The organism is Winogradskyella sp. 266wxhm, assembly GCF_058964685.1.
The window spans coordinates 3,100,701-3,123,654 of the sequence record NZ_CM179559.1 but is presented as its reverse complement, the minus strand read 5'-3'; the positions used below and the strand labels follow the sequence as shown (position 1 = coordinate 3,123,654).

The following is a 22,954-nucleotide window of genomic DNA, read 5'->3' as shown; positions in this document are numbered from 1 at the left end:
TAACTTAAAAGTTAGCCTTTTTTTTATTTATTATTTAAAAATCCATTTCCTGAGTAAAGCAATAAAACTATATTTACTTGTAATCTTTATTGCTGTACTCACCCAATTCATAGGTTTTAAATCTTCCTTATACTCATTTTTCATAAGTTTCAATTCTTCCCATGCAATATCTCGCTCTAATTTATAGCGCTTAAGATCTTTCTCTATCTGTTCAAAAGAAGTATAATTATCCATTTCTATTTAAAAAAGTTTAAACCGATTTTCTTTATAATTATTGAATTGATCTTCTTTCTAGTTTTAAAAAGAATAAAACCTATTACCATAAACATTAAGCCTACAATTAGGCAACCTAAAGCTAAAGAATTAAGACTTCGCCCTATTTCAATAGCTAATGCTATGGAACAAAAGATAAATCCAACAAATAAAAAACCACCAATAATTAAAACTTTAGCCATTAAACTAACAGAAGACGTTAGCTGTTGGAAAATTTTTAATCTTAGATATTGGTGAGACGCTTTAATATAGCGTTCACCAATATCTGTAGCTTTATCAGTTGTATTATTTAAAGATTCAAAAACACTCATTGATTAGGCGTTTTTTTGAAGTTTCTTGTTCTTTAACTTTAATTCCTTTAATTTATCTTCTAATGTAGTTATAACATCTTCTGCTTTATAACTCGCATTCGATACGATAGACTCCACTTGGTGATCTAAAGTCTGTTTGTGTGAAGCAATAGAATTTCCAACCGTATCTCTTAACTCAGAAGCTTTTGTAGCCATAACATCACGTTTTGCCGCTGCTTCCTCAGCTATTTTTCTACGGGTTTCACTTCCTTTATCTGGTGCAAATAATATTCCTAGAACTGCACCTACTGCTGTACCTGCTAAAATTCCTAAAACTGTATTTCCGTTATTACTCATCTTATAATGTTTTTATGTTAATAATTTTGTTTATTCAAATATCGCAACTATATGCGGTTTTACTTGACTCGAAAGACATTAATATTGACGTAAATACAATCTATTGTTAGCGTTAAAACTTTTATTATAACAACTAATAATATCCATGAGTTAAACTTAAATTTGGTAAAAAGCTTAAAAAAAAAATCATGAATAACAATAAAATAACAACTACTAACCCTTATAATGGTGAAACATTAGAATCTTACACACTTCATTCTAAAGAAGAACTAAAAGAAAAATTGAACTTAGCCAACGAGGAATTTAAATCCTGGAAAACAACTGAAATCTCAGATCGTGTTGAGTTACTATCCAATTTAGCTGATGAATTAGAAAATGATAAAACCAGCCTCAGTTTACTCATGACTAAAGAAATGGGGAAACCTATTTCAGAAAGTATTGCTGAAATTGAGAAGTGTATTTTCTTAATTGATTTTTATGCCCAAAATGCTGAAGATTTCTTAGCTGACTCCATAATTAAAACAGACGCTCATGAGAGTTTTATAAGTTACGACCCTCTAGGTTGTATCCTAGCAGTTATGCCTTGGAATTATCCTTTTTGGCAAGTATTTAGATTTGCTATACCAACACTAACTGCTGGTAACGTTGGTCTTTTAAAACATGCTTCAAACGTAACAGGATGCGCTTTAGCAATTGAAGAACTTTTTATAAAAGCAGGATTTCCTAAAGGTTGTTTTCAAACACTGTTAGCTAAACATGAAGATATAGAAGAACTAATCGGAAATGATATTATAAAAGCGGTATCACTTACAGGAAGTGAAAAAGCTGGAAAAAGCATAGCCGAAACCGCTGGAAAACATCTAAAAAAATGTGTATTAGAACTAGGTGGTAATAATGCCTGTATTATTCTTAAAGATGCTGACTTGGATAAACATATTGACACTATCGTGAAAGCTAGAATGCAGAATTCTGGACAAAGTTGCATTGCAGCAAAACGTTTTGTAGTCGTAGAAGAGATATATGATGAATTTTTAGAAAAGTTCACTGAAAAAGTTGAAAACCTAAAGTACAATAACCCTGAGAATACGGAAACCACAATTTCGTGCTTAGCAAGACCAGATTTGGCTGATACGTTAGAAGATCAAGTTAAAAAATCTATTGATTTAGGTGCTAAAGTTCATTATGGTAACTCTAGAAGTAATGCTTATTATGAGCCAACCATTCTTACAAATATTACAAGAGAAATGCCTGTTTTTAGAGAAGAAACCTTCGGCCCTATTGCTGCAATAATTAAGGTCAGTAACGAAGAAGAGGCTTATCAGATAGCATTAGATTCAAGATTTGGATTAGGTTCAATGGTATTTACTGAAGATTATGAAAAAGCTACTGAAAGAATTTTAGACATAGAAGATGGGGCTTTTTTCATTAATGAAATGGTGAAATCTGACCCTAGATTACCATTCGGTGGTACCAAAGCCTCTGGTTATGGTAGAGAACTTTCTAAAGAAGGGATTTTAGAGTTTGTAAATACGAAAACTATATACATTAATAAATAAAATCGAGAATTATGAAATTTGTAAAAGAAGACGAAGAAGATAGACGAGATTATATTTTTCAAAAAGACACAAAAACCAAATTTGGAGCAAAGTTTATCATTATCACTCTTGCTATTTTAGTAGCAGCAGTAGTTGCATCAGGAATACATTTTGAATGGTTTTAAAAATAGAAAAGGTAACTCTAATATTGGTTACCTTTTTTTAATTATAAATTCCTGTATAACCCTTATATAGATTTAACTATTTCATGTCCAAATTTTGTTCAATGTAATCGATTTCATTATTATTGAATAAATAAAAACAAGCATGACATCAAATCTATCCAAATTAGGTACCATTACTCTTTTTTTACTTATTAACTATTTCGGAATTGCTCAAAACACAGCAATTGATTTTTCTTATTTAAATACAGATTTACCTTTTGACGAACGGGTAGATATCCTAGTTAGCCAAATGACTAATGAGGAAAAAATTAGCCAACTAGTAAATGATGCTGAAGCTATTCCAAGACTAAAAGTACCTGAATATAATTGGTGGAACGAAAGCCTACATGGTGTTGCTAGAGCTGGTTATGCTACAGTGTTTCCACAATCAATTTCTGTTGCTGCTTCTTTTAATAAATCACTTCTTAAAGATATAGGAGATGTCATTTCAGACGAAGCCAGAGCTAAACATCATAACTTTGTTAGGAAAAACAAAAGAGGTATTTATACAGGCTTAGACTTTTGGTCACCAAACATCAATATTTTTCGCGATCCACGTTGGGGACGAGGACATGAAACTTACGGTGAAGATCCTTACTTAACTGGAGAATTGGCTTCTCAATTTATTATTGGTCTTCAAGGAGACGATCCTAAATATTTTAAGACAATAGCAACCTCAAAGCACTTTGCAGTTCATTCTGGCCCTGAAGCCTTAAGACATTCTTTTGATATTGATGTTAGTGATATCGATTTGTATGAAACCTATTTACCAGCATTCAGAAAAACCGTTGTAGACGCTAAAGTATATTCTATTATGGGTGCTTATAACCGTTTTAGAGGTGAATCTTGCAGTGGTAGCGACTTCTTACTAAATAAAATTTTAAGAGACGATTGGGGTTTTGAAGGATATGTGGTATCCGATTGCGGTGCTATTGGTGATATTCATACAGGACATCACATTGCAAAAACAAAATCTGAAGCCGCTTCAATTGGCCTAAAAGGTGGTTGCGATCTTAACTGTGGTAGATACTACAACTATTTAATCGAAGCTTTAAAGTTAGGTTTAGTTAGTGAGGAAGATATTAATATCGCTGTAAAGCGAACTATGTTAGCTCGTTTTAAATTAGGCATGTTTGATGATGATAGTAAAGTAGCATATTCTAAAATTCCTTATGATATTGTTTGCTCTGATGCACATAATAGTTTGGCTAAAAAGGCTGCTCTAGAAAGCATCATACTTTTAAAAAATGACAATAATGTATTGCCTTTAAACAAAACCAAACTTAAAAACATTGCTATAATTGGCCCGAATGCCGATAACTGGGAATCGCTTTTAGGAAACTACCATGGCACACCAAAAAATCCTGTTACATTTTTAACCGGATTAAAAAACAAAGTTGAACCTGTTATTAATATTTCATATGCTGAAGGCTGCCATCTTTCAGAAGATGCTTTAAATTTAAAACCTATTCCTTCTGTATTTTTTGAAACCATGGATGGTAAACAAGGTTTAGAAGCGTCTTACTTTAACAACGTAAAATGGGAAGGCAAACCTGTACTACAACGTATTGATGATAACATTGATTTTTCATGGCAAAATGATCCTATTTCTAAAGATTTAGATGATAATTTCTCTGTATTATGGAAAGGCTATTTGGTACCTGCAACATCTGGTTCTTATGAATTAGCGATTTTATCAAAACGTGGTATGTCTTTAAAAATTGAAGGGCAAGACATTAACAATGGTAAAGGATCGGCACATCATCCCAAATATGCTACAAGTGTTTTAAATCTAGAGGCAGGAAAAAAGTATGAGATAGAAGTTTCCTATTTTAGTGATGAGACCAATGCTTTGGCTCAAATGTTATGGGCAAAAACAGATACCGACAACATTCAGGAAGCTGTTAAAATAGCAAAACAAGCAGATCTTTCCATTGTAGTTTTAGGCTTATCTCAACGTTTGGAAGGTGAAGGTGGTGACAAAAAAGATTTGGATCTACCAAAACAACAAACCGAATTACTAAAAGCTATAAAAGCTACAGGTAAACCTGTGATTCTGGTTATTAATGCAGGAAGTGCCTTAGCTATAAACTGGGCTAAAGAACATATCGATGGTATTATTAATGTTGGTTACCCTGGAGAAGAAGGTGGTAACGCTCTAGCTGATGTACTTTTTGGAGACTATAATCCTGCAGGAAGATTACCAATTACGTATTATAATGCCTTGGAAGATTTACCTGCTTTTGAAGATTACAATATGAAAGGTAGAACCTATCGCTATTTTGAAGGAGAACCTCTATATCCTTTCGGATATGGATTAAGCTATACAACCTTCAACTATTCAAATCTGAAATTTGAAAAACAAATTCATGCTGGTGAAAATCTAAACCTATCGGTAACGGTTACCAATACTGGAAATTATGCAGGTGATGAAGTTGTTCAAGTTTACATTACAGATGAAAAAGCCTCTACCCCAAGACCAATAAGACAACTTGTTGGATTTGACCGTATTCATTTAAAACCAAACGAATCTAAATCGGTTAACTTTACAATAACACCAAGACAGCTTTCTATTATAAACAAGGAAACAAAACGCGTTATTGAGAAAGGCAATTTCACGCTGTATGTAGGTGGCGAACAACCTGGTTTTAAAAACAGTAACCACACAGCTTCTACCGAAGTTATTTCCGAGAAATTCAAAATTAAAGGCTTTTTAGAAATGAAAAATCTATAATTCACTCAGTGACTCTTTAAAATTTTTATAAAACACAACAGCATCAACTAACCTGTGATTTTAAATAAAAAAAGCCTAAAACATATTGTCTTAGGCTTTTTGTCGGGGTGGCAGGATGATAACTAAACTGCCACTATGTAGTAAAATTAATACTTCCAGAAGCAGACTAAAACAGTGTTAACCGAATTGTAGACCTATCTGTTAGTTTGAAATAGTATTATTTATCTGAACGTCTTACTACAAATTTACAATTTTAACTCCATTAAAACCAGTCAATTTGTATCAAATATTATGATTAATCTATTAAATATTTGTTGACAATTTCTTCTTCTATTCCGCTGTATTCAACAAACTCTTTGATTGTGACAAATTGGTAAGATTCCTTTCCAAAGTAGTTTCTAATATCATTTAAAAGCTTACGCCCATAACGTTCACTGCGTCCTGTGATACGCTGAATATCCTTTGGGTATATGCAAGCTCTTTTTGGGGTCATCATACTTTATCTATACTTTATCCATACATCATCCATACTTTATTTTTTATGATGATGGTGATGGTGATGCGTTGTTAAAATGTTGGAAATCCCGATAGGGTTTTCAATATTTTAATGACGTTTTTGGTTGTATCGGAATGGATGACCGAAAACGGAATTGCTTTTTTAACAACGTGCCATAAAATTACGTGATTTGGTTTCATTAATCAAAAAACGAATTATTATGGCAAAACAAACTGGAATTATTAAACTAAAAGGAACTATCGGTGGTATTTCCTTTTACAAAACGACTGACGGACATCTTGCACGTGAAAAAGGTGGTGTTGATGGCAATCGTATTGCAAATGATCCTGCGTTTCAGAGAACGCGTGAAAATGGGTCTGAATTTGGACGCGCTGGTAAAGGGGGTAAACTTCTTCGAAATGCTATCCGTATTCTTTTGCAAAACGCAAAGGATAAACGTGTGGTTTCCCGTTTAACTAAAACACTTGTAGCGATTACCAAAACTGATACAACCAATGAAAGAGGTTTAAGAACCTTGCAAGATGGTGATTTAAGCTTATTAAATAGCTTTGAATTCAATTTGAATGGAAAGTTAGGCACAACGCTTTTTACTCCGTTTACGAACGCTTTTGACCGTGTTTCTGGGGATGCAACAGTTAACCTTGATGCGTTTTCTCCAACGGTTAGAATTGCAGCTCCGACAGGAACAACCCATTTTAAGGTGGTAATGGGTGCTTCTGAATTGGATTTTGAGAATGAGACCTCAACATTTGAAAATGATGAGACTGCCATTCTTCCATACACAGCTGCTGATATTGCTGCCATAGCTTTAACAACCACAGTGACTGCTAACTCAACGCTTCCTGTTGTACAGGTGCTTGGTGTAGAGTTTTACCAAGAGGTAAACGGACAAATGTATGAGCTTAAGAACGGTGCTTACAACGCTTTGGCAATTGTTATTGTAGATACGCCGTAAGTATGGAATTAGTGCTGCATAGAGCCTATTTTGAAGAGGGCACCAATGGTGCTCTCTTTAATTCTGGTAAATTTCTTTGCCATACTATTGAATTGCCATGGAACGATAACAAGCGAAACATTTCCTGTATTCCTGAAGGTACTTATGAAGTTGAACCACGTTTTTCTAAACGGTTTAAGCATCATCTGATTTTGAAGAATGTAAAAGGTAGAAGTTTTATTCTCTTTCATCCTGCAAATGATGCCTTAAAAGAACTTCAAGGCTGTATAGCTCCAGTAATGTATTTAAGTGGTATAGGAAAGGGTATTTACTCTAAAAATGCTATGCAAAAACTTCTGTCTTTGGTGTATCAAGCTAAAGACCGAAAAGAAACCATTTTATTAACTATTAAATCACAGAATTATGAACATTGTTGAACGTTATAAAAAACCAACTCCCAAATTTTTCAAAACTTTGCGCAATATTGGTATCACTTTGGCTACTGCAGGTGGTGCTATCATAGCTGCACCTATAACAATGCCTGCCATTGTTGTAACTATTGCTACTTATATGACCGTTGCCGGGACTGTGGCTACTGCAGTAAGTCAAGCAGTTGTTACAGATAATGAAAACACAGAAACTGATGAGAATGACGATGGATTATAACACCAAATCTGCCATTATTGGTGGTACTTTCTTTTCATCAATCGTGAATATTGGTGTTGCCGATTTGATTACTACTGTTGTTTTGGCTATTGTTGGTGCTGTCGTTAGTTACATAGTTTCCATTTTAATTAAGTGGATTCATCAAAGAATACGGAAAAGAAGAAAACCATAATCTAAAGTGCTTCAAATGAAGCACTTTTTTAGTATATTTAGATACAAATTATATCAAATATTATTATGGGAAAATTCGAAGTTTATCAGGATGCAAGATCTGAATATCGTTTTAGATTAAAGGCAAGTAATGGCCAAAAAATATTAGCAAGTGAAGGATATTCTGCAAAAGCAGGTTGCATGAACGGTATAAAATCTGTTAGAACCAACTCACAAGATGATAGCAAATTTGACCGAAAGGTTTCCAGTAACGGTAAACATTATTTTAATCTAAAAGCAAGTAATGGCCAGATAATTGCCACAAGCGAAATGTACGAGAGTTCTTCTGGAATGGAAAATGGTATTGAATCTGTTAAAACAAACGCTCCAAGCGCACCAGTCGAAGAAGTTTAAATATACATTGATTAGCGCTTTTCTCGGGGCAAGGTGTCGTAGGTGGAAGTGATTATTGATGTTGAGCGGTTGGAAAGATAAATAAAGGGCATTTTCTAAAAAATGCTCTTTTTTTATGCGCGGTGTTGAGGTGGGTGAAAGCTATGACCGTCTGCCTTCTAAGCAGATGGTTTAGCCTTTTACCTACCGCAGACACAAGGCAAAACATTAATAATTGCTGTAACCTACACCGTTGAAATGGGTGGTGGGGAAAAGCGGAAAAACGTTTATTTTAAGTTTATATACCAAACAAAAGTTACAAACTCCAATAAATAGTATCTCTTTATTCAAGCAAACATTGATACTTATAATGCTTTATAGGTTTAATGAATAATAATTTTTTCAGTATTTATAGAGGTTCTAGAATAGAATTTTAAAAAATAAATCCCTTCTTCCAATTGGGAAATAGATATTCTATTGTTTTGAATTTCATTATAAACTTTAACAAACTTACCCGTAGCATCATAAATTTCTATTCTGTCTATAGAGTTATTGTTACCCCCCCCTGTCTTAATATTAACAAAATCAATAGCTGGATTAGGGTATATTGTATAATCAAATGTATTAACCTCATTAATGCTTAAATTAGTACATGACTCACCCCAAATGCATTCTACCCATTCAGGATGGTCTATAAAAGGATTTCTATTGGCCTGTATAGCATATACCGCATTATTTCTGGTAACTTCTTTTTGGCTGACAGGATCATTTTCATGCCACTCCAATAACATGTTTACTGCCCAGGGTTCCAGTTCTGCACCATTTACCATATCGCTTCCAGGCCATCCCGCATCTTCACCAAAATATCTAGTGGACATATAAAAGTATGTTCTAGCCAGATCCCCCTTATATTCATCGATAGGCTCAAAGACTGTCCCAGTATAACCTGGATAAGTGTTGGTACCTCTTTTACTTCCGTTCAACGAAGTCCATTCTGGTGTATCTACTTCTCCATAAGGATAATTACCTCTATTCCCATTAACATGGGCATCACATGGGTAGAGGGCAAAAATATCTGAATACATTGGTGTTACTTCACCGCCATACCAACTTTTGGGCCATGAATGCTCTCTTGTATAACCATTGCCTTCACCTCCTCCAATACCACCTTCATCGACACCAAAATCATATTCATAAGGTGGTGTTTGACCAGGTGTATCTGAATAAATATCCCAAACTTTTCCATTAGGTTTGATATCAGTAGTATAATAAGCTGTCCAAGCAAAATCATAACTTTTTACAGTATGGTTATCTATAATATCATGTAAAGCCTGTCTCAGCACTTGGCCTTGCAAACCTATTGCAGGGTCATAATACCCATCTGGGTAATTACTAGCGACATAGTTAAAAGTAAAGGTTTCGTTTAGCAATGTATTGCCATAAATATCATCTACTTGGTCAACGGTCAATGTATGTTCCCCATTCGAAAGGGTGCTTATCTCAAGAACTACTCTTGTTCCATCTGGTGAAAGCGTACTGCTAATTACACTTTGTCCTGTTATAGAATAATTTGTAGCTGTTTCCGCTGAAACAGGTTCTAACTCTTCTGAAAATTCAACTTCAATGTCATTACTGCTTAATATGGAAATATTGTTGATTACAGGTGCAAAAGTATCGCTTACCCATACTATATCACTTAATGTTCTAGGTTGTAAATAATATTCGCCATTAGATTCTATAATTGCCCCTGTAATATTGTATTCTGTCCCCAAGACTGGCTGTGAAACAATTCCCAAATCTCCAATTTTGATTGTAGTGCCACCTAGGTCTTCAGCTGTCCAATAGGAATTTTCAATCGAAGAACATACTACATTACTTAATGTTACTGTAACGCCCTCATAATCATCATTGCTTAACACTTCAGGAATCGTAACGTTTGTTGGACTGTAAGTACTGGATGTTGTCTCGCTTAAAATTTCGGTTTGGGTCAAAAACGTTGTTAGAGCATAGTCTTCAACACTTTCGGAAACTCTACCTTTTAGCTGTACAGAATTCCCTATACTTGGTATGGTTGAGGAAACAATCCAAATCCCATCCTTTTCACCTGTATTGTCCTGCACAGTATAGTAGTCATTATATGTTGACATGACTACCCCAGTAATAACCACCTCTTGGTTCACATAACTGGATTGTGCTCCTCCTTGTACTACATTTATATCCAAACTTAAGGGAATATATATTTCAAAAATGTTTGTCGTTGTTGAATCTGAATTTGCGTTTGTGGCTGTAATACTATAATAAATTGTTGTTCCGCCTGTTTGAGAAGGTATGGTTGAATCTGTTGTATAAATATTACCTGAATCTATGGATAGATTGATTGTGTTATTTAAATTAGTGGAAGATAGACCCCAATTCAAAACCACCTCTGAAATAGTCGTATCCGTATCTATCACCGTAGCGGAAATACTAATGTCATCTCCTTCAATGGGTGTAGTTGGTGTAAATAATATGTCCGTTATACTAGGATTTTCTTCCTCTTGATCTACATAATGTGCACCAGGACTTGCATCTGAAGCTAAGGTAACCGATGCTGATGCCCACTCACTGCTAGTGTATGTTGTATTGCCAGTTAAAATATCAGGATTTCTGACTAAATCCTTGTTTTCAAAAACGGTTGAAGGCACCTCTATGTAATCCACGATTGTCCCTGAATTATCCAATAGTTTAGCTCCATCACCAACCTTTCCATTCCAAGAACCATTGCTCCCTGACCAACCATCATCCGCAAAATCAACATTAAAGGTTGCTGTAGTAGTAATATTTCCTGCTACTAATGCTTCATTTGGTTGGATATTTCCAGATAAATCCCAAGTAAAGATATCATTCCCATTTCCAATTGCCACAATAGTCCATCCCGTCAAATCTATCTGTGATGAGCCCGCATTATAAATTTCAATAAACCTGTCATTGGCATAATTGGATTGTGGGTCACATAATTCTGAGATGAAAACATCAGATTGTGACCAAAGAGTTTTGATACTTATAAGGGAAAGTACTATTAAGAGCTGTATTTTTTTTGACATTGTTTTAGTTTTACGATATTAAAAAAGCGACGTAAAATTATTAAACATCCCTGCTTTAAGTGGTTATGGCTACATTATCAAACCTTTATGTAAAGGTTATGAAAAACCCATGTTTCTAGATAAATAATAGCATAAACTATATAACATAGCATGCAATGTGACTAAATTGTGAGTTCTATACTTCAATGTCAGTTCGTAATTGGCGGCTGGTGAGCGGATATTTAGTTCGCTTCGTTTTTTATTGTTTTTAAAAGTGCTCATGAATAGCCACAATTATTCTTTTAAGTTCCGAATTAGGCGGCTGCAAGGTGGCTATTTTACATAATGGCGTTATAGTACAGAAAGTGAATGAATGCTACTATAACTACCCGTTATGTAAACATAGCTTTGGGTAGTTTTTGGCGTGAGCGCTGGAAACAGCTCTTTACTTTTTTGCTTATCCAATGATTGCAAATAACACTTTAAGCAAAACAAGTAATGTGCTGTGTGAGGGATGGCAGCCAAAAACTACATTAGCGTTGGCGAGCGGAACAAACCAAAAGACAGAGGATTTTTGCTTTTGCAACAAACTGGGTTTTGGTTTGTGTGGATTAAATATCTATTATGTCATAATAATCTAAAAAAATATGATAAATCTGAATACTGGTACCATCATCTCTTCTGAAATATGAATTATAAATATCTATTTCATATTTTTTATCAATATTGATATCTAAATCTACATCTCCTATTGAGTACAAAATACTTTTCTGATAATTTTTATTCAATATCTCATTAAAAGACATTATTATTGAATTAGAATCCTCTCTATGTGATGGTTTTTCACACTCCATAAATGATAACATAAAAGCTATTTTAGAATTAGATTCTGGATAATATTGTCTAGTTAAAAAGCGATTAACTCCATGATCTATATAATATTTTTTTGTTTTTGCTAGTTTATTAATTCTTTTGCATTCTATAGCAAAATATTCGTCACCAGTCAACGATTTATTAGTTGGTAATGAAACTTTAATATCTAAACTACCTATTGTTACACCATCTTTTATTTCGTCAACACCAGGTTCAAAATGGAAATAATCTAAATTAAATTTTGATTTATTGTTGTTAATATAATTTTTAAGGAAATCATTTCTTAAATAATCTTCAAGTTCTAATTTGGTTTTAGCACCTTTATTTCCTTTAAATTGAACATGCTTATTTAAAATTTCTTTTCTAGAATATTTGGATATTTTTTTTTCTTTTTTTAATTCAGAATAAGAATACCCTACTAGATTAAATAGTTTTGTCTGATAATACGGTTCTTCAGAATAAATAAAACTGTCTGCGTTCATCTTAATTAGTTTTTTTTATTTCTGATTTTGCTATAGCCTCAATAAATTCTGATAAATCTAAATGAGCAATAGCACTGTGCCAATTTTTCAATATATTAGGCTTTATTACATAAAATGAACTTTTATTAAATCCTCTAATATCTTGTTGAGCAAACAAGCAAGTACTGACTTTATTCATGCCTAATCCGCCTATTTTATTTATTGAATCTTCTAAACTAGAATTAAAAAAGTATTTTATTATTTCCTTTCTCACTTTACTTGAAACAACAAAATGAACGGCAATAAAGTTTTTATTGATATATACATCTACAATAAAGTACTTATTCGTTTTATTAAATCTAGAACTAAAATGATTGATAAATATTTGACAATATTTTTCTATAGACTCTAGATTTTTTTCTGTTATTTTTTTAAAAATTGAAAGATGATCACTATTTAATCTATCAGCTCTCTTCATAACAGGTATACTGATATTTAAAGCATAATTTATCAATTCTTTCTCAATAGAATTTACATTGAATAATTCATATATTTTATATTCAATTTGATCTTCGATTGAATAAATCTTTTCTCTATTTTCATTGAAAAAATCATCCTTTTTTAAATCATGTAATTCCCTTGTCAGATGTGATAACTCAATATCTTCTTTAAATGGCATTTCTAAAAATTCAACAAAATTAACTCTGTTTCTATCTGCACCAAATGAAGAACTTGTCATTAAAAGGAAATATGTAAATAATTTAGAATTAAATATTGCAGACATACAAAGAAGTGAATTCTCTACTTCATCTGACATTTCTCCGTTAACAGGCACTATTGAAGCTATAGTTGATGAAAAAACACAATCTCTATCATAAAAAGCACTTACTGCTCTATGATTCAAATACTTGTCGAGACCTTTTTTTATTAATAGTTTTTTTCCTTTAAATGCTGAACTTTCTGTTATTTGAGGTACTTTTAGATCTTCCTGTATATCTCCTTTAAGATAGAGCTCATCTAATTTTTGTTTGAAAGTTTTATTTGAGATTACTTGAAACTGTCTTAAATCTTTGCTTTTTTCTACTTCTATATAATCATAACTCCAATATTGTTCTGTTGATTTTCTCTTGTTAATCGGTACACCAGAATCTTTGGATTTAAAACCTCCTTTTATAGTTAAATTGAATTTGCTAATTATTTCAGATATAGTTAAGCCGTCATCTCTTAATTTTTTGATGAACAAATAATCTAAAGTGTTACCATATAGCATTATCTTCCATAACTTATCATCTTTAATAAATAAGCTTTGATCTATTAGCTTAACATCATTTTTTTCAATAACTATAGTTTTGAAATAATGATAATACTTGTTAGCTCTGGCTACAATATGTTTTATTTTATTATTAGCAATTATATTGTCCTTCATGCTATACAATAGTATAGCAGGTGGTTGATTGGCATTGTCAAATATCTGTTTACCTCCAGCTACTTTATTATTTACACCAAATAAATCGAAACACTGGTGCACATTAAATTTTGAAAGGAAGTACTTTCTCCATTTTAAAGCACTTTCATCGGAATTGTATAAGTTCTTACCTGTTACGATAAAACAAATTTTTGTTTTAGAACCTTTCTGAATTAAATCACTTACCCTTACTATAAAGGCTTGAGATATTTCCTTGTTACCTATAGATAATGATATGCCCTCTTTTAAGTTTCTTGATAATTCTTTCCTACTTCTTTCTGAAATATAGTCTACATACCTTGATGTTTTTACAATACCCCAAGGCGGATTACCAACAATGAAATCTAATTTAACTTGTTTCTTAAATAATGTATTGAAAGCATTGTTTTCATTAAAGAAATCTGCTTTGTGTCCTCCAAATAGGTTTCTATTCTTTAATGGCCTAAATTCAAAGTTTTCAATTTCTTTTGGATGTGTTTTGTAATCTAGCAATGTTATGTAAAGAGAAAAAATAGTTATCTCAATAGCATTTTTATCGATATCTATACCGTAAATATTGTCTTCTAATAAGCTCCATAGTTTTTCATTAGAGATCGTTTTCTTGTAATTATTTTCTTTACTACTGACGAGAATTTCTTTATCAATAACTCTTCTTAAAGACTCTACCAAAAAAATACCTGAACCACATGATGGATCTAAAACTTTACAACTGCTTCTTTGCTGTTCTTCTAAAAAAGGTTGAATGGTTTGGCTTAATACATAATCTACTAAAAATGGCGGTGTATAATACGCTTTAACTTCTTTTTGTTTAGAAAGTTCAGTGATCATTTTACCATTAGAAAATGCAGTATTCCCTAAAAAGCTCTCATAAATATTACTAATTAATTCAACTGGTATAATTTCAAAATCGTAAACATTAAACATTGATGGCTGAACACTGTAGCCCTTAACTTTATCACCCATAAACATTTTAGAACAGGTCAATAAATGATAAAGAATATTTAAATTTTCTTGCCTAACATAATCTCTTTCAAAAAAAGGTAACCCTTGATTTTCAAACTCAAGTGGAAATAAATCTCCCCCAAATTTATTACTTATGTATTCAAAAAAATCATAAGTCTGTTTATGATTTAGCAAGATTTGATTGAGTGCCTCTTGCCTTTCTTTTTTTGTAGACCCAATTAAAATATTTTGATCATTAAAAACTACATTTCTGTCAATTAAATATCTAATAAAAATAAGCCTACCGATTAACCGGTTAGCAACTTCAGGTGTTAAATTACCTTCAGGAAAATTAATTTCTTTTGCTATTAATATTCTTCTAGCATCAGTAATATTACTTAACAGAAATCTATCAACAGTTTTACTTTTAGTGAAATATTCATTATAAATCTTCCTCCAGCCTTCACCATTTCGTAGATTCTCAATGAACAGAAGGTTTCTGTTAACATTTATCGACTCTAGCCACTGGTTTGAACTATCTGAAAAATCAAAACCATTATAGATTTCAATATTACTTTCTTTATTTATTATAACTAAAGGCGACCTACTTAAATTAAATGAGTGTTTTGGAATTAAACTATATTCTGATTCTGTAGGGTTATCATAAAATAAGATTAATGGATTATTAAATGGTTTTATATGCTCTTTACTTTCATAATGAATATCAGCACAAAAAATAGCGTAAGGTTTTATAACTTCTGTAATTATCCTACTAACTCTACTTGGAAATACATTTAAAATTTTATCTTCATCTTCTTCCAAAATGAAAAGTCCATTTTCTTTATTATATCCTAGTTCATTAAATAATCTATGTAATATAGATGTCATAAAATATTAGTGATTAATTTCATTCTTAAAATTTAAAATCAATTTGTTTTGCTCTTGTATTGATAAGCTCTAAAATTGTTTCTTTTAACTCATCACTTAAAAAGCTATCATTTATTAATTGAGGCCAATTTTGCATACCTTTTTCAACCCTGTTCCAAAGATTTTCTATTGCTTTTTCCGGGATATGTGCTTTTGCCATAGCCTCATTAAAATCGTTTCGCTTTAGCTTTCTTTTTTTACCGTTAAGATTTAAAGCCAATTCTTCCGGGTCTTCAGGAATTACTAATTTTACTGCCACCATATCATAAGCTGGGGCTAATTGGTACTGGTTGTCTTTAAATGCTATTAACGAAAAGTTTTTTAAATGCATATCGTTATTCCCGATAAGAAAGGACACGATTACTTGCTGGTAAAACTTTACTACTTCCAATAGTGGATTTTGTGCATAGGTTATTATCCCCTTTGCTATCTGCTCATACGAGCCACGGTATTTATGCTCTGTTAAGCGCTCGGTAAATTGACACGCATCTTCCATTGGGTATTTTTCATCTTTAGCTGTACGGTCTATGCGCCTTGTTATATATGCTAACTCTCCACTTTTCATTGGAATTAATAAAAAAGGTACTGTATCAATACCACATGCCTGCGTTAGCAGCATTGATAACGCTTCTATCTCTGGCATTTGCGGATATAATTGAAAAGGTGGTTTTAGAATGTATCTACCATTTAATGCTCCTACAATGGTTAATCTATTTTTCTCTTCCTCTCCAGTAAACCCTAATGATAGTTTTGGTTGCACTCCTGTAACTATAACACGTTGTGTTACATTTTCTTTGGCCAATTCTTCTATTCTGGAAAGCTCATAGTTTAACTCCAGAACAGGTGTATCTTCTTGCCAAAATGACTTTAAGCAACTTTCATGGTACTTTAAATCACCTTCTAACTCTTTATTACAGGCTAAACAATAGTTCATGTACTTCTTACACTTATATTACCTATACAATCCCGACAGGTTGTTAGTAACAGCCCCATACGATCCCGTGGGTTTATTTTCCAGTTCTTGTGTGCTATATCCAGCAACCACCCTTCTGGTATTAGACCGTCAAAAAACGGGAATAAATTTTCTGAATGAAATGGATCTTTTTGTAATGGCAAGGTCAACGACACGGGTGACGCTTTTTCTTGTTCTAAATACTCTTGTTGGTAATTAAAGTGATAACCGTTATCATCTTCAGTCAATACTCCTGCCAGTTGATTATTCACCCAAATTTCTCCTTGTCTCATCACTTATAGGTGTTGGCGTTAATGTATGTCCAAAAAACAGTAATATTTGATTAATCTTATCTGTCATTAAATTGGGTTTTCCTTGTTCTAACTCGCGTACAAAACGAACTCCTACACCTGCCATATCTGCTAATTCTATTTGGGTGAGGCTAGATTTTTTACGCCTGTTACGTACAAAATTTGCTATTGCATTATGCCTATTCCACTCTTGCATAGTTATACCTTTATGGGTACAATATAATGAATTTATATTAACATTATACCTTTTTGGGTATAATTTATATTAAACATATAATTTTACACCCTTTTGGGTATAAAGTATTTATATTAAACATAAATACAATAGCATTAAACTTTGGCAAAAAATGTGAAATTTGCCAAAGTTTAATTTGGTGTTTTCGTATAGATTTGGCAGATTTGAAGTGGTGTTGTGTCGGTGTTGTGCATTATTTTCTCTTGTCTACACTTTCTTTATCAAAAGCTATCAAATTGAAGAGCTGTCGCATTCTGGAACGTACACGATTGCCATATCTTTCTTCTAATTCCTGTGCATTGAGATTTGTAGTTGCGTGAGTTCTGATTTTTCGCTGAAGAAATAAATCATAACGTGATAAGAGAATTTCTCCCACAACATTACAGTCCTTTCCAAAATGTCTTCCGATGGTTTCTACTCCTAAATCGTCAAAACAATAAAAATTACTGTTGCCGTATTCTTGAATGGTTTTGTAACCAATATTATTGAAAGCAAACGTGATGTTTCTTGCTGGGATTAATTCGTAAGATTTTTGGTGTGGTACGATGTTCCTTAATAATTTCATTAAACTGGTTTTACCACAACCAACAGGACCCGATAATAAAATCCCCTTGTTTGGATCTATATTTAGTTTTGCACAGGCTTCAAAATCACGAATGAAATAAATGCATAGTTTATAAAGCACCACCTCATCTTCTTCATAAATCTTGAAGTTTTTGCCAAATAGCAACTCTCCTTTAGCATCGAGGTAAATGAGTATGCTTTTGAAATCATACTGAATACAATTGTCTTTTAACTCGCCAAGTTTGTATTGGACTCCTTTTTCGATGATTATGTGAGGTTGATTATTCATTGTTATGCTGAATTAAGACTTCTCGACTGCGCTCGAAGTGACAATGAGATTCTGAATCAAGTTCAGAATGACAAAAAATTTAAAGTGGTTCGTTATAATTTTTATTTTTAGTTGTCCTAAGGTTGTCCGAATTTGGGACACTGCTATTTTGTTTTAAATCAATTTCAGAATCATTAAAACCTGAATTTTTAAAATTTTTCTGTTTATTACTGTTTTTGTTTTCTATAGTTTGTATATGTTTATATATAGGTACCAGTGCTTGTCCACTGCTTGTCTCGATTTGAGTAGAGTTGTGTCCTACTACTTGTCCAGAACTTGTCCCAAATTTGAGCATCTTAATTTTACTCCCTCTATACGGATTGTGGGATGGGAAATACACGATATATTTCCAATGATTTAATTCCTTGATGCATCTATGATAGGTAGATTTAGAGCCTATTTTAGATAGTTGCATAACCTCATCACGGTTTATAAAAAACTCTTCTAAAAATCGGTTTAAATTCCACAACTGAAATAAGGCTATGTATAGGCTTATGTGAGTTGGGTTTAAACGGTTGTCTTTTGAGAATTGGATAAATACCTCATTGAGATGTTTAATATAATTTACCTCTTGCATATGTTAACTTCTCGATACAATTTTGTGGTACAAAATCACTCGAAGTGACGTTGTTATTAATTTTGATGAGATACTGAAACAAGTTCAGTATGACACGAGTGTTAAAACTTATTATGGATTCGGTTTTCTTCCATTACTTTTAGAATTTCTTCGTAATCGTAATAGATAACGCCACCGACTTTAGTATATGGCAATGTACCATTAATACGAAGATTTTGTAATGTTCCTGGTGAGATGCTTAAAAGGTCTCTTACTTCTGGTGATTTCAACCATTTTTTAGGTGCAAAACCTGATTGATGGTTAATGATTGCTTTGATGTCTTCCAGTAATTCTTTTTTAAATTCTCGTAGGTCTTCGGTAGTAATAATTGTTGCTGCCATAGTAAAGTTTTAAGTTAAATAGCTACCGCCTCGAACTCTCATTCTCGGCAGCAGCTATTAATGTGATTTGACTTTCGTTTGGCAAATATGAAGTGAATTGGTAAGCTTTATTCACAACGGGGATTGTGTTGTGAACGATTTTACCTAAATCCCTTCATCGGTATCTTCCATTCGTTTTAGTAATCCTTTATTTAATGTGGTAAGGAATTTTGCTCTATCGGCTTTCCGAGTCCTAATTTCAAGGAATGTACGACGGTATTGCCCTAAATCTATTTCAAAAATATGTTCAAAATATTCTGCAATATCTTTTAAATCAGCAGCACCATTATTAAAGACACCTTCTGTGTGTAATGCATAAACCAGCTCAATTAAGGCTACTTTTGGGCTTGTCCAAATCATTTTCAAGTTCGGTTTGCGTTGTGATTTTTCGCCATTGTCTTTACTACCAATTAATACTAAATTATTTTCTAAATACAATTGAATTAAATCGTTTGCCAATATTTTGGCCACTTTATAATCGTGCGATGTTGAGAAACTTGTATCTGCTTCGAAATAGTAACTATCTAAAGACATCTTAATATCAAACCTACTACGCAGGAAATATTTATGGTCTAAATAGGTGCTTCTTGAACGGTAATATCTATAAAACTCTAGCTCATTATCAAAAAATGCTTTTAGCTTAACTAATTCATTATTGTAATATTTTTTTACTATTCTATTACCTCCATTTGGTTTCTTCATTTCGATTTTAAAAATCGTGTTATAGTAAATGAGTTTAGAGGTAAATTGTGGCTTTATTTCTTTAAAGAACTTAATTTCTTCAGCATCTGTCTTGAACTTTGTTTTTTGTACTACAATCTTTAATGCTTTGATGGTTTTTAAAATGACTTCAATTGCACGTTCACAACGTGTGGATTCATTGTCTATTTCTAAATTTATAAAGCTTAATTGATCGTTAAGATTAGTTAGTAGGCTGTTTATTTTTGAACTCAAATAGTTTTATTTTCATTAAACTTATTTAATGTTTCTACCCTCTTTTACTGCTACCAACTCATGTGAAACAATAAATTCAAGGGTATTTTTAAATTATTTATCAAAGATTGCAGAAATGTTATTCAACTATCAATTTCTCTATTGCATTTTCATTAGAAGTAAAATCTTTTCCTGAAAACAGAACATATTTTGCTTTTGTTTTTATGGAAGTAGAACTATCTTCAAGTTCAACAAAAATGTTTTCCAAGTATAATTTACGATTATTTATGGTTACATAAACTTTAGATTTTTGGTTAGGATAATGAATTAGATAAAATTTTAATTTTGATGATGCTGCCAAATGCATTTCTATAAGGTTCGGTGCAATTATTTTTGTGTTCATTCCGTATGCAAAATCTTTTTGCACTTTACTTAATGGTTTTTTAACACCTCCTTCTGTATAGACAATGCGATATTCATCAATAGAGCTCTCCAAATTAATAGAGTCACCTTCCATTTTTACATCATATACATAAGTGTTGTGGTTTTTACTATGCTGAATATAAAATAATCTTGTTGATGTTTTTTCTGGCACAGGATACTTTTTTTGAGCAAATACTGTAGTACAAATAACTATGCTAAAGAAAAAAGAATAAATGGGATTCATAAATAATACTTGTGTTTAATTTTATGAAGCTATTAAATTAGTTAAGAAAACTTAAAAGCTCATCATTTCTTTCTTTAGCATAGTCATATCCAGCCTTGTAAATTTCATCGATTTTTGAAAAATCAAATGTTCCATATGTTTCAATTTTTGGTGGCTCTATATACAAATCACAAAGTTGTTTTTTGTCTTCAACATTATAATTAATTGAAACTTTTACAATACGCTCAATAATAGTTTTATAACTCCATTTTACAATAGATGATTTTGGAATATTGGATACATTTATACCAATAACTTTGTCACATTTATCTTTGATTAAATTTGTAGGGAAATTATTTAATAGTCCACCATCACATAAATAGGCATCTTTAAGATGTACTGGTTCAAAAACTAAAGGTACTGCACAAGAAGCCTTTACAGCTGTAGCAATAGAACCTTTATCAAAAACAACCAATTCTGCATTAACTAAATTAGTTGCAGTAACATAAGTAGGAATATTTAATTGATCGAAATCGTCATGTGGAATGTATTTATTTAAAATACGTTCAAAAACATATGTGCTAAATAATCCACCTGATTTTAATTTTAAACTGGAACGGCTAAAAAACTTTTCTTTTTTTCCAATTTCTAAAATTTCTTTAGGTTCAAATCCTGCAGCTAAAAACACACCTGCTAGTGAGCCAGCACTTGTGCCCGAAATTACTGTTGGTTGTATTCCTATTTCATATAAGTATTGAAGTACACCAAGATGTGCCATTCCTCGAATGCCTCCTCCAGAAAGTGCTAATCCAATAGATTTTTTGCTCATTTCCTATTTTATTTTATGGCATTTTTTTCAAGCACTAAATTTACTAAATTGTAAGATTATGACTTTATTTTTTAATGTTACAAAATAGATTTTATATACGTTTCCATACTTTCAGGTTTTGAAATTGGTGCAAACCGTTTTACTGGTTTACCATTCTTATCAATTACAAATTTTGTAAAATTCCATTTGATTTTTTTACCTAAAAAACCACCTAATTTGGATTTAAGGAATTTAAATATAGGATGTGTTGTATCACCATTAACATCTATTTTTGCAAACATTGGAAAACTTACACCATAATTTATTTCACAAAACTCTTTAATATCATCTGCTTGTCCTGGTTCTTGTTTTCCAAATTGATTACAAGGAAAACCGAGAATTACAAGTCCTTGATCTTTGTACTTCGTATAAAGTGCTTCTAAACCTTCATATTGTGGTGTAAGACCACATTTACTGGCTGTATTTACAACAACAATCGTTTTTCCTTGATACTGTTTCATAGAAATAGATTCTCCTTGCAATAGTTTTGCTTCTAAATCATAAAAGGTCATAGTAATACAGCTTATTTACTATTTTAATGTATGGTCATTCCACCATCAACAATATGTTCTTGCCCTGTAATAAATGAGGCTTCATCTGATGCCAAAAAGACTACAATACCTGTTAATTCTTTAGTTTCAGAAATTCTGCCCAACGGTATTTCATCCAAAGCACTTCTTCCTTCTTTAGACGCATCTTCATCTGTAGCTTCTATCATCATTGGTGTAAGAACAAATCCAGGATGCATTGAGTTTACTCGGATGTTTTTTGGTCCATACTCAAATGCAACAGCTTTGGTCATACCTCTAATAGCAAATTTACTGGCCATATAGGCAATATTTGGGAATCCAAAACAGGCAACAATTCCTGCTATAGATGATACATTGATTATTGAGCCTACTCCAGCTTTCAACATTGAAGGGATGACAGCTTGCATCCCCAACAGAATGCTGTGTTGGTTAATATCAATGACTTTAAGGTAGTCTTCATATTTTATTTCCATTACTCCTGCTACTGGACCTAAAATCCCTGCATTATTAACCAATACATTGATATTTCCAAATTTATTTTCACCTAATTTTACAGCATTTTCCCAATCTTCTACTTTGGTAATATCCAATTTAACAAAAAGGGCATTTTCGCCTAGTTCTTCGGCTAAAGCTTGTCCCATTTCTTCTCTAATATCTGCCAGGATAACTTTAGCTCCTTGCTTGATAAATTCTCTGGCATGGGCTTCTCCCATTCCTCTTGCAGCTCCTGTAATAAGAGCGACTTTGTTTTCCAATCTGTTCATTTGTATTATATTTAATTGTTAATA

26 protein-coding genes are annotated in these 22,954 nt (G+C 32.3%); 8 read left to right on the top strand and 18 right to left on the bottom strand.

Translation table 11 applies throughout. The features are described 5' to 3' along the window. Nucleotides 1-30 precede the first annotated feature (30 nt). From AC2H4K_RS14105 to AC2H4K_RS14095, 3 genes are read right to left on the bottom strand one after another with little or no spacing between them, the layout of a single operon-like run. Entirely contained in the window at nt 31-234 is a 204-nt protein-coding gene (locus tag AC2H4K_RS14105; RefSeq protein ID WP_281139911.1) for a DUF6327 family protein, read from the bottom strand. A gap of 2 nt (nt 235-236) precedes the next feature. After that, the gene (locus AC2H4K_RS14100) at nt 237-584 is read right to left on the bottom strand and encodes a hypothetical protein (protein WP_493742528.1); all 348 of its coding nucleotides are present in this window, start codon (nt 582-584) and stop codon (nt 237-239) included. A gap of 3 nt (nt 585-587) precedes the next feature. Further along, nucleotides 588-920, bottom strand: coding sequence for a YtxH domain-containing protein (locus tag AC2H4K_RS14095; RefSeq protein WP_281139913.1), 333 nt, complete (start codon nt 918-920; stop codon nt 588-590). A 188-nt stretch (nt 921-1,108) separates the two neighbouring features. Here AC2H4K_RS14095 and AC2H4K_RS14090 point away from each other — a divergent pair, with 188 nt between their 5' ends. The 3 genes from AC2H4K_RS14090 to AC2H4K_RS14080 all read left to right on the top strand — a co-directional run bounded on the left by AC2H4K_RS14090 (nt 1,109) and on the right by AC2H4K_RS14080 (nt 5,413). Beyond that, on the top strand, nt 1,109-2,476 hold the full coding sequence (locus AC2H4K_RS14090) for an NAD-dependent succinate-semialdehyde dehydrogenase (RefSeq protein ID WP_281139914.1): 1,368 nt from the start codon (nt 1,109-1,111) through the stop codon (nt 2,474-2,476). Between the two features lie 11 nt (nt 2,477-2,487). Next, complete coding sequence (locus AC2H4K_RS14085) at nt 2,488-2,640, top strand: hypothetical protein (RefSeq protein WP_281139915.1); 153 nt, start codon at nt 2,488-2,490, stop codon at nt 2,638-2,640. A gap of 142 nt (nt 2,641-2,782) precedes the next feature. Then, nucleotides 2,783-5,413, top strand: coding sequence for a glycoside hydrolase family 3 protein (locus AC2H4K_RS14080; RefSeq protein WP_281139916.1), 2,631 nt, complete (start codon nt 2,783-2,785; stop codon nt 5,411-5,413). 295 nt (nt 5,414-5,708) lie between these two features. Here AC2H4K_RS14080 and AC2H4K_RS14075 read toward each other — a convergent pair whose 3' ends face one another. Beyond that, nucleotides 5,709-5,909: a hypothetical protein gene (locus AC2H4K_RS14075; RefSeq protein ID WP_229730285.1), complete on the bottom strand. Its 201-nt coding sequence runs from the start codon at nt 5,907-5,909 to the stop codon at nt 5,709-5,711. Between the two features lie 220 nt (nt 5,910-6,129). On the opposite strand from AC2H4K_RS14075, the gene AC2H4K_RS14070 reads away from it, so the two are divergent. The 5 genes from AC2H4K_RS14070 to AC2H4K_RS14050 all read left to right on the top strand — a co-directional run bounded on the left by AC2H4K_RS14070 (nt 6,130) and on the right by AC2H4K_RS14050 (nt 8,094). Further along, nucleotides 6,130-6,885, top strand: a complete 756-nt coding sequence (locus tag AC2H4K_RS14070; RefSeq protein WP_493742527.1) for a hypothetical protein — start codon at nt 6,130-6,132, stop codon at nt 6,883-6,885. A 2-nt stretch (nt 6,886-6,887) separates the two neighbouring features. Further along, nucleotides 6,888-7,301, top strand: coding sequence for a DUF5675 family protein (locus AC2H4K_RS14065; RefSeq protein ID WP_493742526.1), 414 nt, complete (start codon nt 6,888-6,890; stop codon nt 7,299-7,301). After that, nucleotides 7,288-7,530 carry a hypothetical protein gene (locus AC2H4K_RS14060; RefSeq protein WP_493742525.1) on the top strand — a complete coding sequence of 81 codons (243 nt, stop codon included), beginning with the start codon at nt 7,288-7,290 and terminating at the stop codon, nt 7,528-7,530. Before AC2H4K_RS14065 ends, AC2H4K_RS14060 begins: the two co-directional genes overlap by 14 nt. Next, entirely contained in the window at nt 7,514-7,702 is a 189-nt protein-coding gene (locus AC2H4K_RS14055; RefSeq protein ID WP_493742524.1) for a hypothetical protein, read from the top strand. The genes AC2H4K_RS14060 and AC2H4K_RS14055 overlap by 17 nt, the downstream gene beginning before the upstream one ends. Before the next feature lie 65 nt (nt 7,703-7,767). Continuing rightward, complete coding sequence (locus tag AC2H4K_RS14050; RefSeq protein WP_493742523.1) at nt 7,768-8,094, top strand: YegP family protein; 327 nt, start codon at nt 7,768-7,770, stop codon at nt 8,092-8,094. Between the two features lie 362 nt (nt 8,095-8,456). On the opposite strand, the gene AC2H4K_RS14045 is transcribed toward AC2H4K_RS14050, so the two are convergent. The 14 genes from AC2H4K_RS14045 to AC2H4K_RS13980 form a co-directional block, all read right to left on the bottom strand. Then, nucleotides 8,457-11,156, bottom strand: a complete 2,700-nt coding sequence (locus AC2H4K_RS14045; protein ID WP_493742522.1) for an endonuclease — start codon at nt 11,154-11,156, stop codon at nt 8,457-8,459. A gap of 590 nt (nt 11,157-11,746) precedes the next feature. Then, nucleotides 11,747-12,490: a hypothetical protein gene (locus AC2H4K_RS14040; RefSeq protein ID WP_493742521.1), complete on the bottom strand. Its 744-nt coding sequence runs from the start codon at nt 12,488-12,490 to the stop codon at nt 11,747-11,749. A 1-nt stretch (nt 12,491) separates the two neighbouring features. Continuing rightward, nucleotides 12,492-15,764 carry an Eco57I restriction-modification methylase domain-containing protein gene (locus AC2H4K_RS14035; RefSeq protein WP_493742520.1) on the bottom strand — a complete coding sequence of 1,091 codons (3,273 nt, stop codon included), beginning with the start codon at nt 15,762-15,764 and terminating at the stop codon, nt 12,492-12,494. 25 nt (nt 15,765-15,789) lie between these two features. Beyond that, nucleotides 15,790-16,737, bottom strand: coding sequence for a HipA domain-containing protein (locus tag AC2H4K_RS14030; RefSeq protein WP_493742519.1), 948 nt, complete (start codon nt 16,735-16,737; stop codon nt 15,790-15,792). Beyond that, on the bottom strand, nt 16,734-17,048 hold the full coding sequence (locus tag AC2H4K_RS14025; protein ID WP_493742518.1) for a HipA N-terminal domain-containing protein: 315 nt from the start codon (nt 17,046-17,048) through the stop codon (nt 16,734-16,736). The genes AC2H4K_RS14030 and AC2H4K_RS14025 overlap by 4 nt, the downstream gene beginning before the upstream one ends. Beyond that, complete coding sequence (locus AC2H4K_RS14020) at nt 17,020-17,262, bottom strand: helix-turn-helix transcriptional regulator (RefSeq protein ID WP_493742517.1); 243 nt, start codon at nt 17,260-17,262, stop codon at nt 17,020-17,022. Before AC2H4K_RS14020 ends, AC2H4K_RS14025 begins: the two co-directional genes overlap by 29 nt. A 232-nt stretch (nt 17,263-17,494) precedes the next feature. Beyond that, nucleotides 17,495-18,154: a P-loop NTPase family protein gene (locus AC2H4K_RS14015; RefSeq protein ID WP_493742516.1), complete on the bottom strand. Its 660-nt coding sequence runs from the start codon at nt 18,152-18,154 to the stop codon at nt 17,495-17,497. 79 nt (nt 18,155-18,233) lie between these two features. Further along, nucleotides 18,234-18,770, bottom strand: coding sequence for a hypothetical protein (locus AC2H4K_RS14010; protein WP_493742515.1), 537 nt, complete (start codon nt 18,768-18,770; stop codon nt 18,234-18,236). Nucleotides 18,771-18,871: 101 nt separating this feature from the next. Next, a complete protein-coding gene (locus tag AC2H4K_RS14005; RefSeq protein ID WP_493742514.1) occupies nt 18,872-19,150 on the bottom strand; it encodes a helix-turn-helix domain-containing protein in 279 nt (92 codons plus the stop codon). A 144-nt stretch (nt 19,151-19,294) separates the two neighbouring features. After that, nucleotides 19,295-20,143 carry an RteC domain-containing protein gene (locus AC2H4K_RS14000; protein WP_431134895.1) on the bottom strand — a complete coding sequence of 283 codons (849 nt, stop codon included), beginning with the start codon at nt 20,141-20,143 and terminating at the stop codon, nt 19,295-19,297. Nucleotides 20,144-20,261: 118 nt separating this feature from the next. Continuing rightward, nucleotides 20,262-20,789: a DUF4833 domain-containing protein gene (locus AC2H4K_RS13995; protein WP_493742513.1), complete on the bottom strand. Its 528-nt coding sequence runs from the start codon at nt 20,787-20,789 to the stop codon at nt 20,262-20,264. Between the two features lie 37 nt (nt 20,790-20,826). Further along, a complete protein-coding gene (locus AC2H4K_RS13990) occupies nt 20,827-21,597 on the bottom strand; it encodes a patatin-like phospholipase family protein (RefSeq protein WP_281139931.1) in 771 nt (256 codons plus the stop codon). A 77-nt stretch (nt 21,598-21,674) separates the two neighbouring features. Further along, nucleotides 21,675-22,148: a glutathione peroxidase gene (locus tag AC2H4K_RS13985; protein WP_281139932.1), complete on the bottom strand. Its 474-nt coding sequence runs from the start codon at nt 22,146-22,148 to the stop codon at nt 21,675-21,677. Between the two features lie 23 nt (nt 22,149-22,171). Continuing rightward, a complete protein-coding gene (locus tag AC2H4K_RS13980) occupies nt 22,172-22,930 on the bottom strand; it encodes an SDR family NAD(P)-dependent oxidoreductase (protein WP_281139933.1) in 759 nt (252 codons plus the stop codon). Nucleotides 22,931-22,954 lie beyond the last annotated feature (24 nt).

What these genes read in the sequence shown, in the direction of transcription:
- AC2H4K_RS14060 (WP_493742525.1), top strand. Translation starts at nt 7,288, where the DNA reads ATGAACATTGTTGAACGTTATAAAAAACCAACTCCCAAATTTTTCAAA.
- AC2H4K_RS14085 (WP_281139915.1), top strand. Translation starts at nt 2,488, where the DNA reads ATGAAATTTGTAAAAGAAGACGAAGAAGATAGACGAGATTATATTTTT.
- AC2H4K_RS14075 (WP_229730285.1), bottom strand. Translation starts at nt 5,909, where the DNA reads ATGATGACCCCAAAAAGAGCTTGCATATACCCAAAGGATATTCAGCGT.
- AC2H4K_RS14030 (WP_493742519.1), bottom strand. Translation starts at nt 16,737, where the DNA reads ATGAACTATTGTTTAGCCTGTAATAAAGAGTTAGAAGGTGATTTAAAG.
- AC2H4K_RS14040 (WP_493742521.1), bottom strand. Translation starts at nt 12,490, where the DNA reads ATGAACGCAGACAGTTTTATTTATTCTGAAGAACCGTATTATCAGACA.
- AC2H4K_RS14050 (WP_493742523.1), top strand. Translation starts at nt 7,768, where the DNA reads ATGGGAAAATTCGAAGTTTATCAGGATGCAAGATCTGAATATCGTTTT.
- AC2H4K_RS14055 (WP_493742524.1), top strand. Translation starts at nt 7,514, where the DNA reads ATGACGATGGATTATAACACCAAATCTGCCATTATTGGTGGTACTTTC.
- AC2H4K_RS14080 (WP_281139916.1), top strand. Translation starts at nt 2,783, where the DNA reads ATGACATCAAATCTATCCAAATTAGGTACCATTACTCTTTTTTTACTT.
- AC2H4K_RS14100 (WP_493742528.1), bottom strand. Translation starts at nt 584, where the DNA reads ATGAGTGTTTTTGAATCTTTAAATAATACAACTGATAAAGCTACAGAT.
- AC2H4K_RS14090 (WP_281139914.1), top strand. Translation starts at nt 1,109, where the DNA reads ATGAATAACAATAAAATAACAACTACTAACCCTTATAATGGTGAAACA.
- AC2H4K_RS14065 (WP_493742526.1), top strand. Translation starts at nt 6,888, where the DNA reads ATGGAATTAGTGCTGCATAGAGCCTATTTTGAAGAGGGCACCAATGGT.
- AC2H4K_RS14045 (WP_493742522.1), bottom strand. Translation starts at nt 11,156, where the DNA reads ATGTCAAAAAAAATACAGCTCTTAATAGTACTTTCCCTTATAAGTATC.
- AC2H4K_RS14070 (WP_493742527.1), top strand. Translation starts at nt 6,130, where the DNA reads ATGGCAAAACAAACTGGAATTATTAAACTAAAAGGAACTATCGGTGGT.
- AC2H4K_RS14005 (WP_493742514.1), bottom strand. Translation starts at nt 19,150, where the DNA reads ATGGCAGCAACAATTATTACTACCGAAGACCTACGAGAATTTAAAAAA.
- AC2H4K_RS13995 (WP_493742513.1), bottom strand. Translation starts at nt 20,789, where the DNA reads ATGAATCCCATTTATTCTTTTTTCTTTAGCATAGTTATTTGTACTACA.
- AC2H4K_RS14020 (WP_493742517.1), bottom strand. Translation starts at nt 17,262, where the DNA reads ATGCAAGAGTGGAATAGGCATAATGCAATAGCAAATTTTGTACGTAAC.
- AC2H4K_RS13990 (WP_281139931.1), bottom strand. Translation starts at nt 21,597, where the DNA reads ATGAGCAAAAAATCTATTGGATTAGCACTTTCTGGAGGAGGCATTCGA.
- AC2H4K_RS14105 (WP_281139911.1), bottom strand. Translation starts at nt 234, where the DNA reads ATGGATAATTATACTTCTTTTGAACAGATAGAGAAAGATCTTAAGCGC.
- AC2H4K_RS14010 (WP_493742515.1), bottom strand. Translation starts at nt 18,770, where the DNA reads ATGCAAGAGGTAAATTATATTAAACATCTCAATGAGGTATTTATCCAA.
- AC2H4K_RS14095 (WP_281139913.1), bottom strand. Translation starts at nt 920, where the DNA reads ATGAGTAATAACGGAAATACAGTTTTAGGAATTTTAGCAGGTACAGCA.
- AC2H4K_RS14025 (WP_493742518.1), bottom strand. Translation starts at nt 17,048, where the DNA reads ATGAGACAAGGAGAAATTTGGGTGAATAATCAACTGGCAGGAGTATTG.
- AC2H4K_RS14035 (WP_493742520.1), bottom strand. Translation starts at nt 15,764, where the DNA reads ATGACATCTATATTACATAGATTATTTAATGAACTAGGATATAATAAA.
- AC2H4K_RS13980 (WP_281139933.1), bottom strand. Translation starts at nt 22,930, where the DNA reads ATGAACAGATTGGAAAACAAAGTCGCTCTTATTACAGGAGCTGCAAGA.
- AC2H4K_RS13985 (WP_281139932.1), bottom strand. Translation starts at nt 22,148, where the DNA reads ATGACCTTTTATGATTTAGAAGCAAAACTATTGCAAGGAGAATCTATT.
- AC2H4K_RS14015 (WP_493742516.1), bottom strand. Translation starts at nt 18,154, where the DNA reads ATGAATAATCAACCTCACATAATCATCGAAAAAGGAGTCCAATACAAA.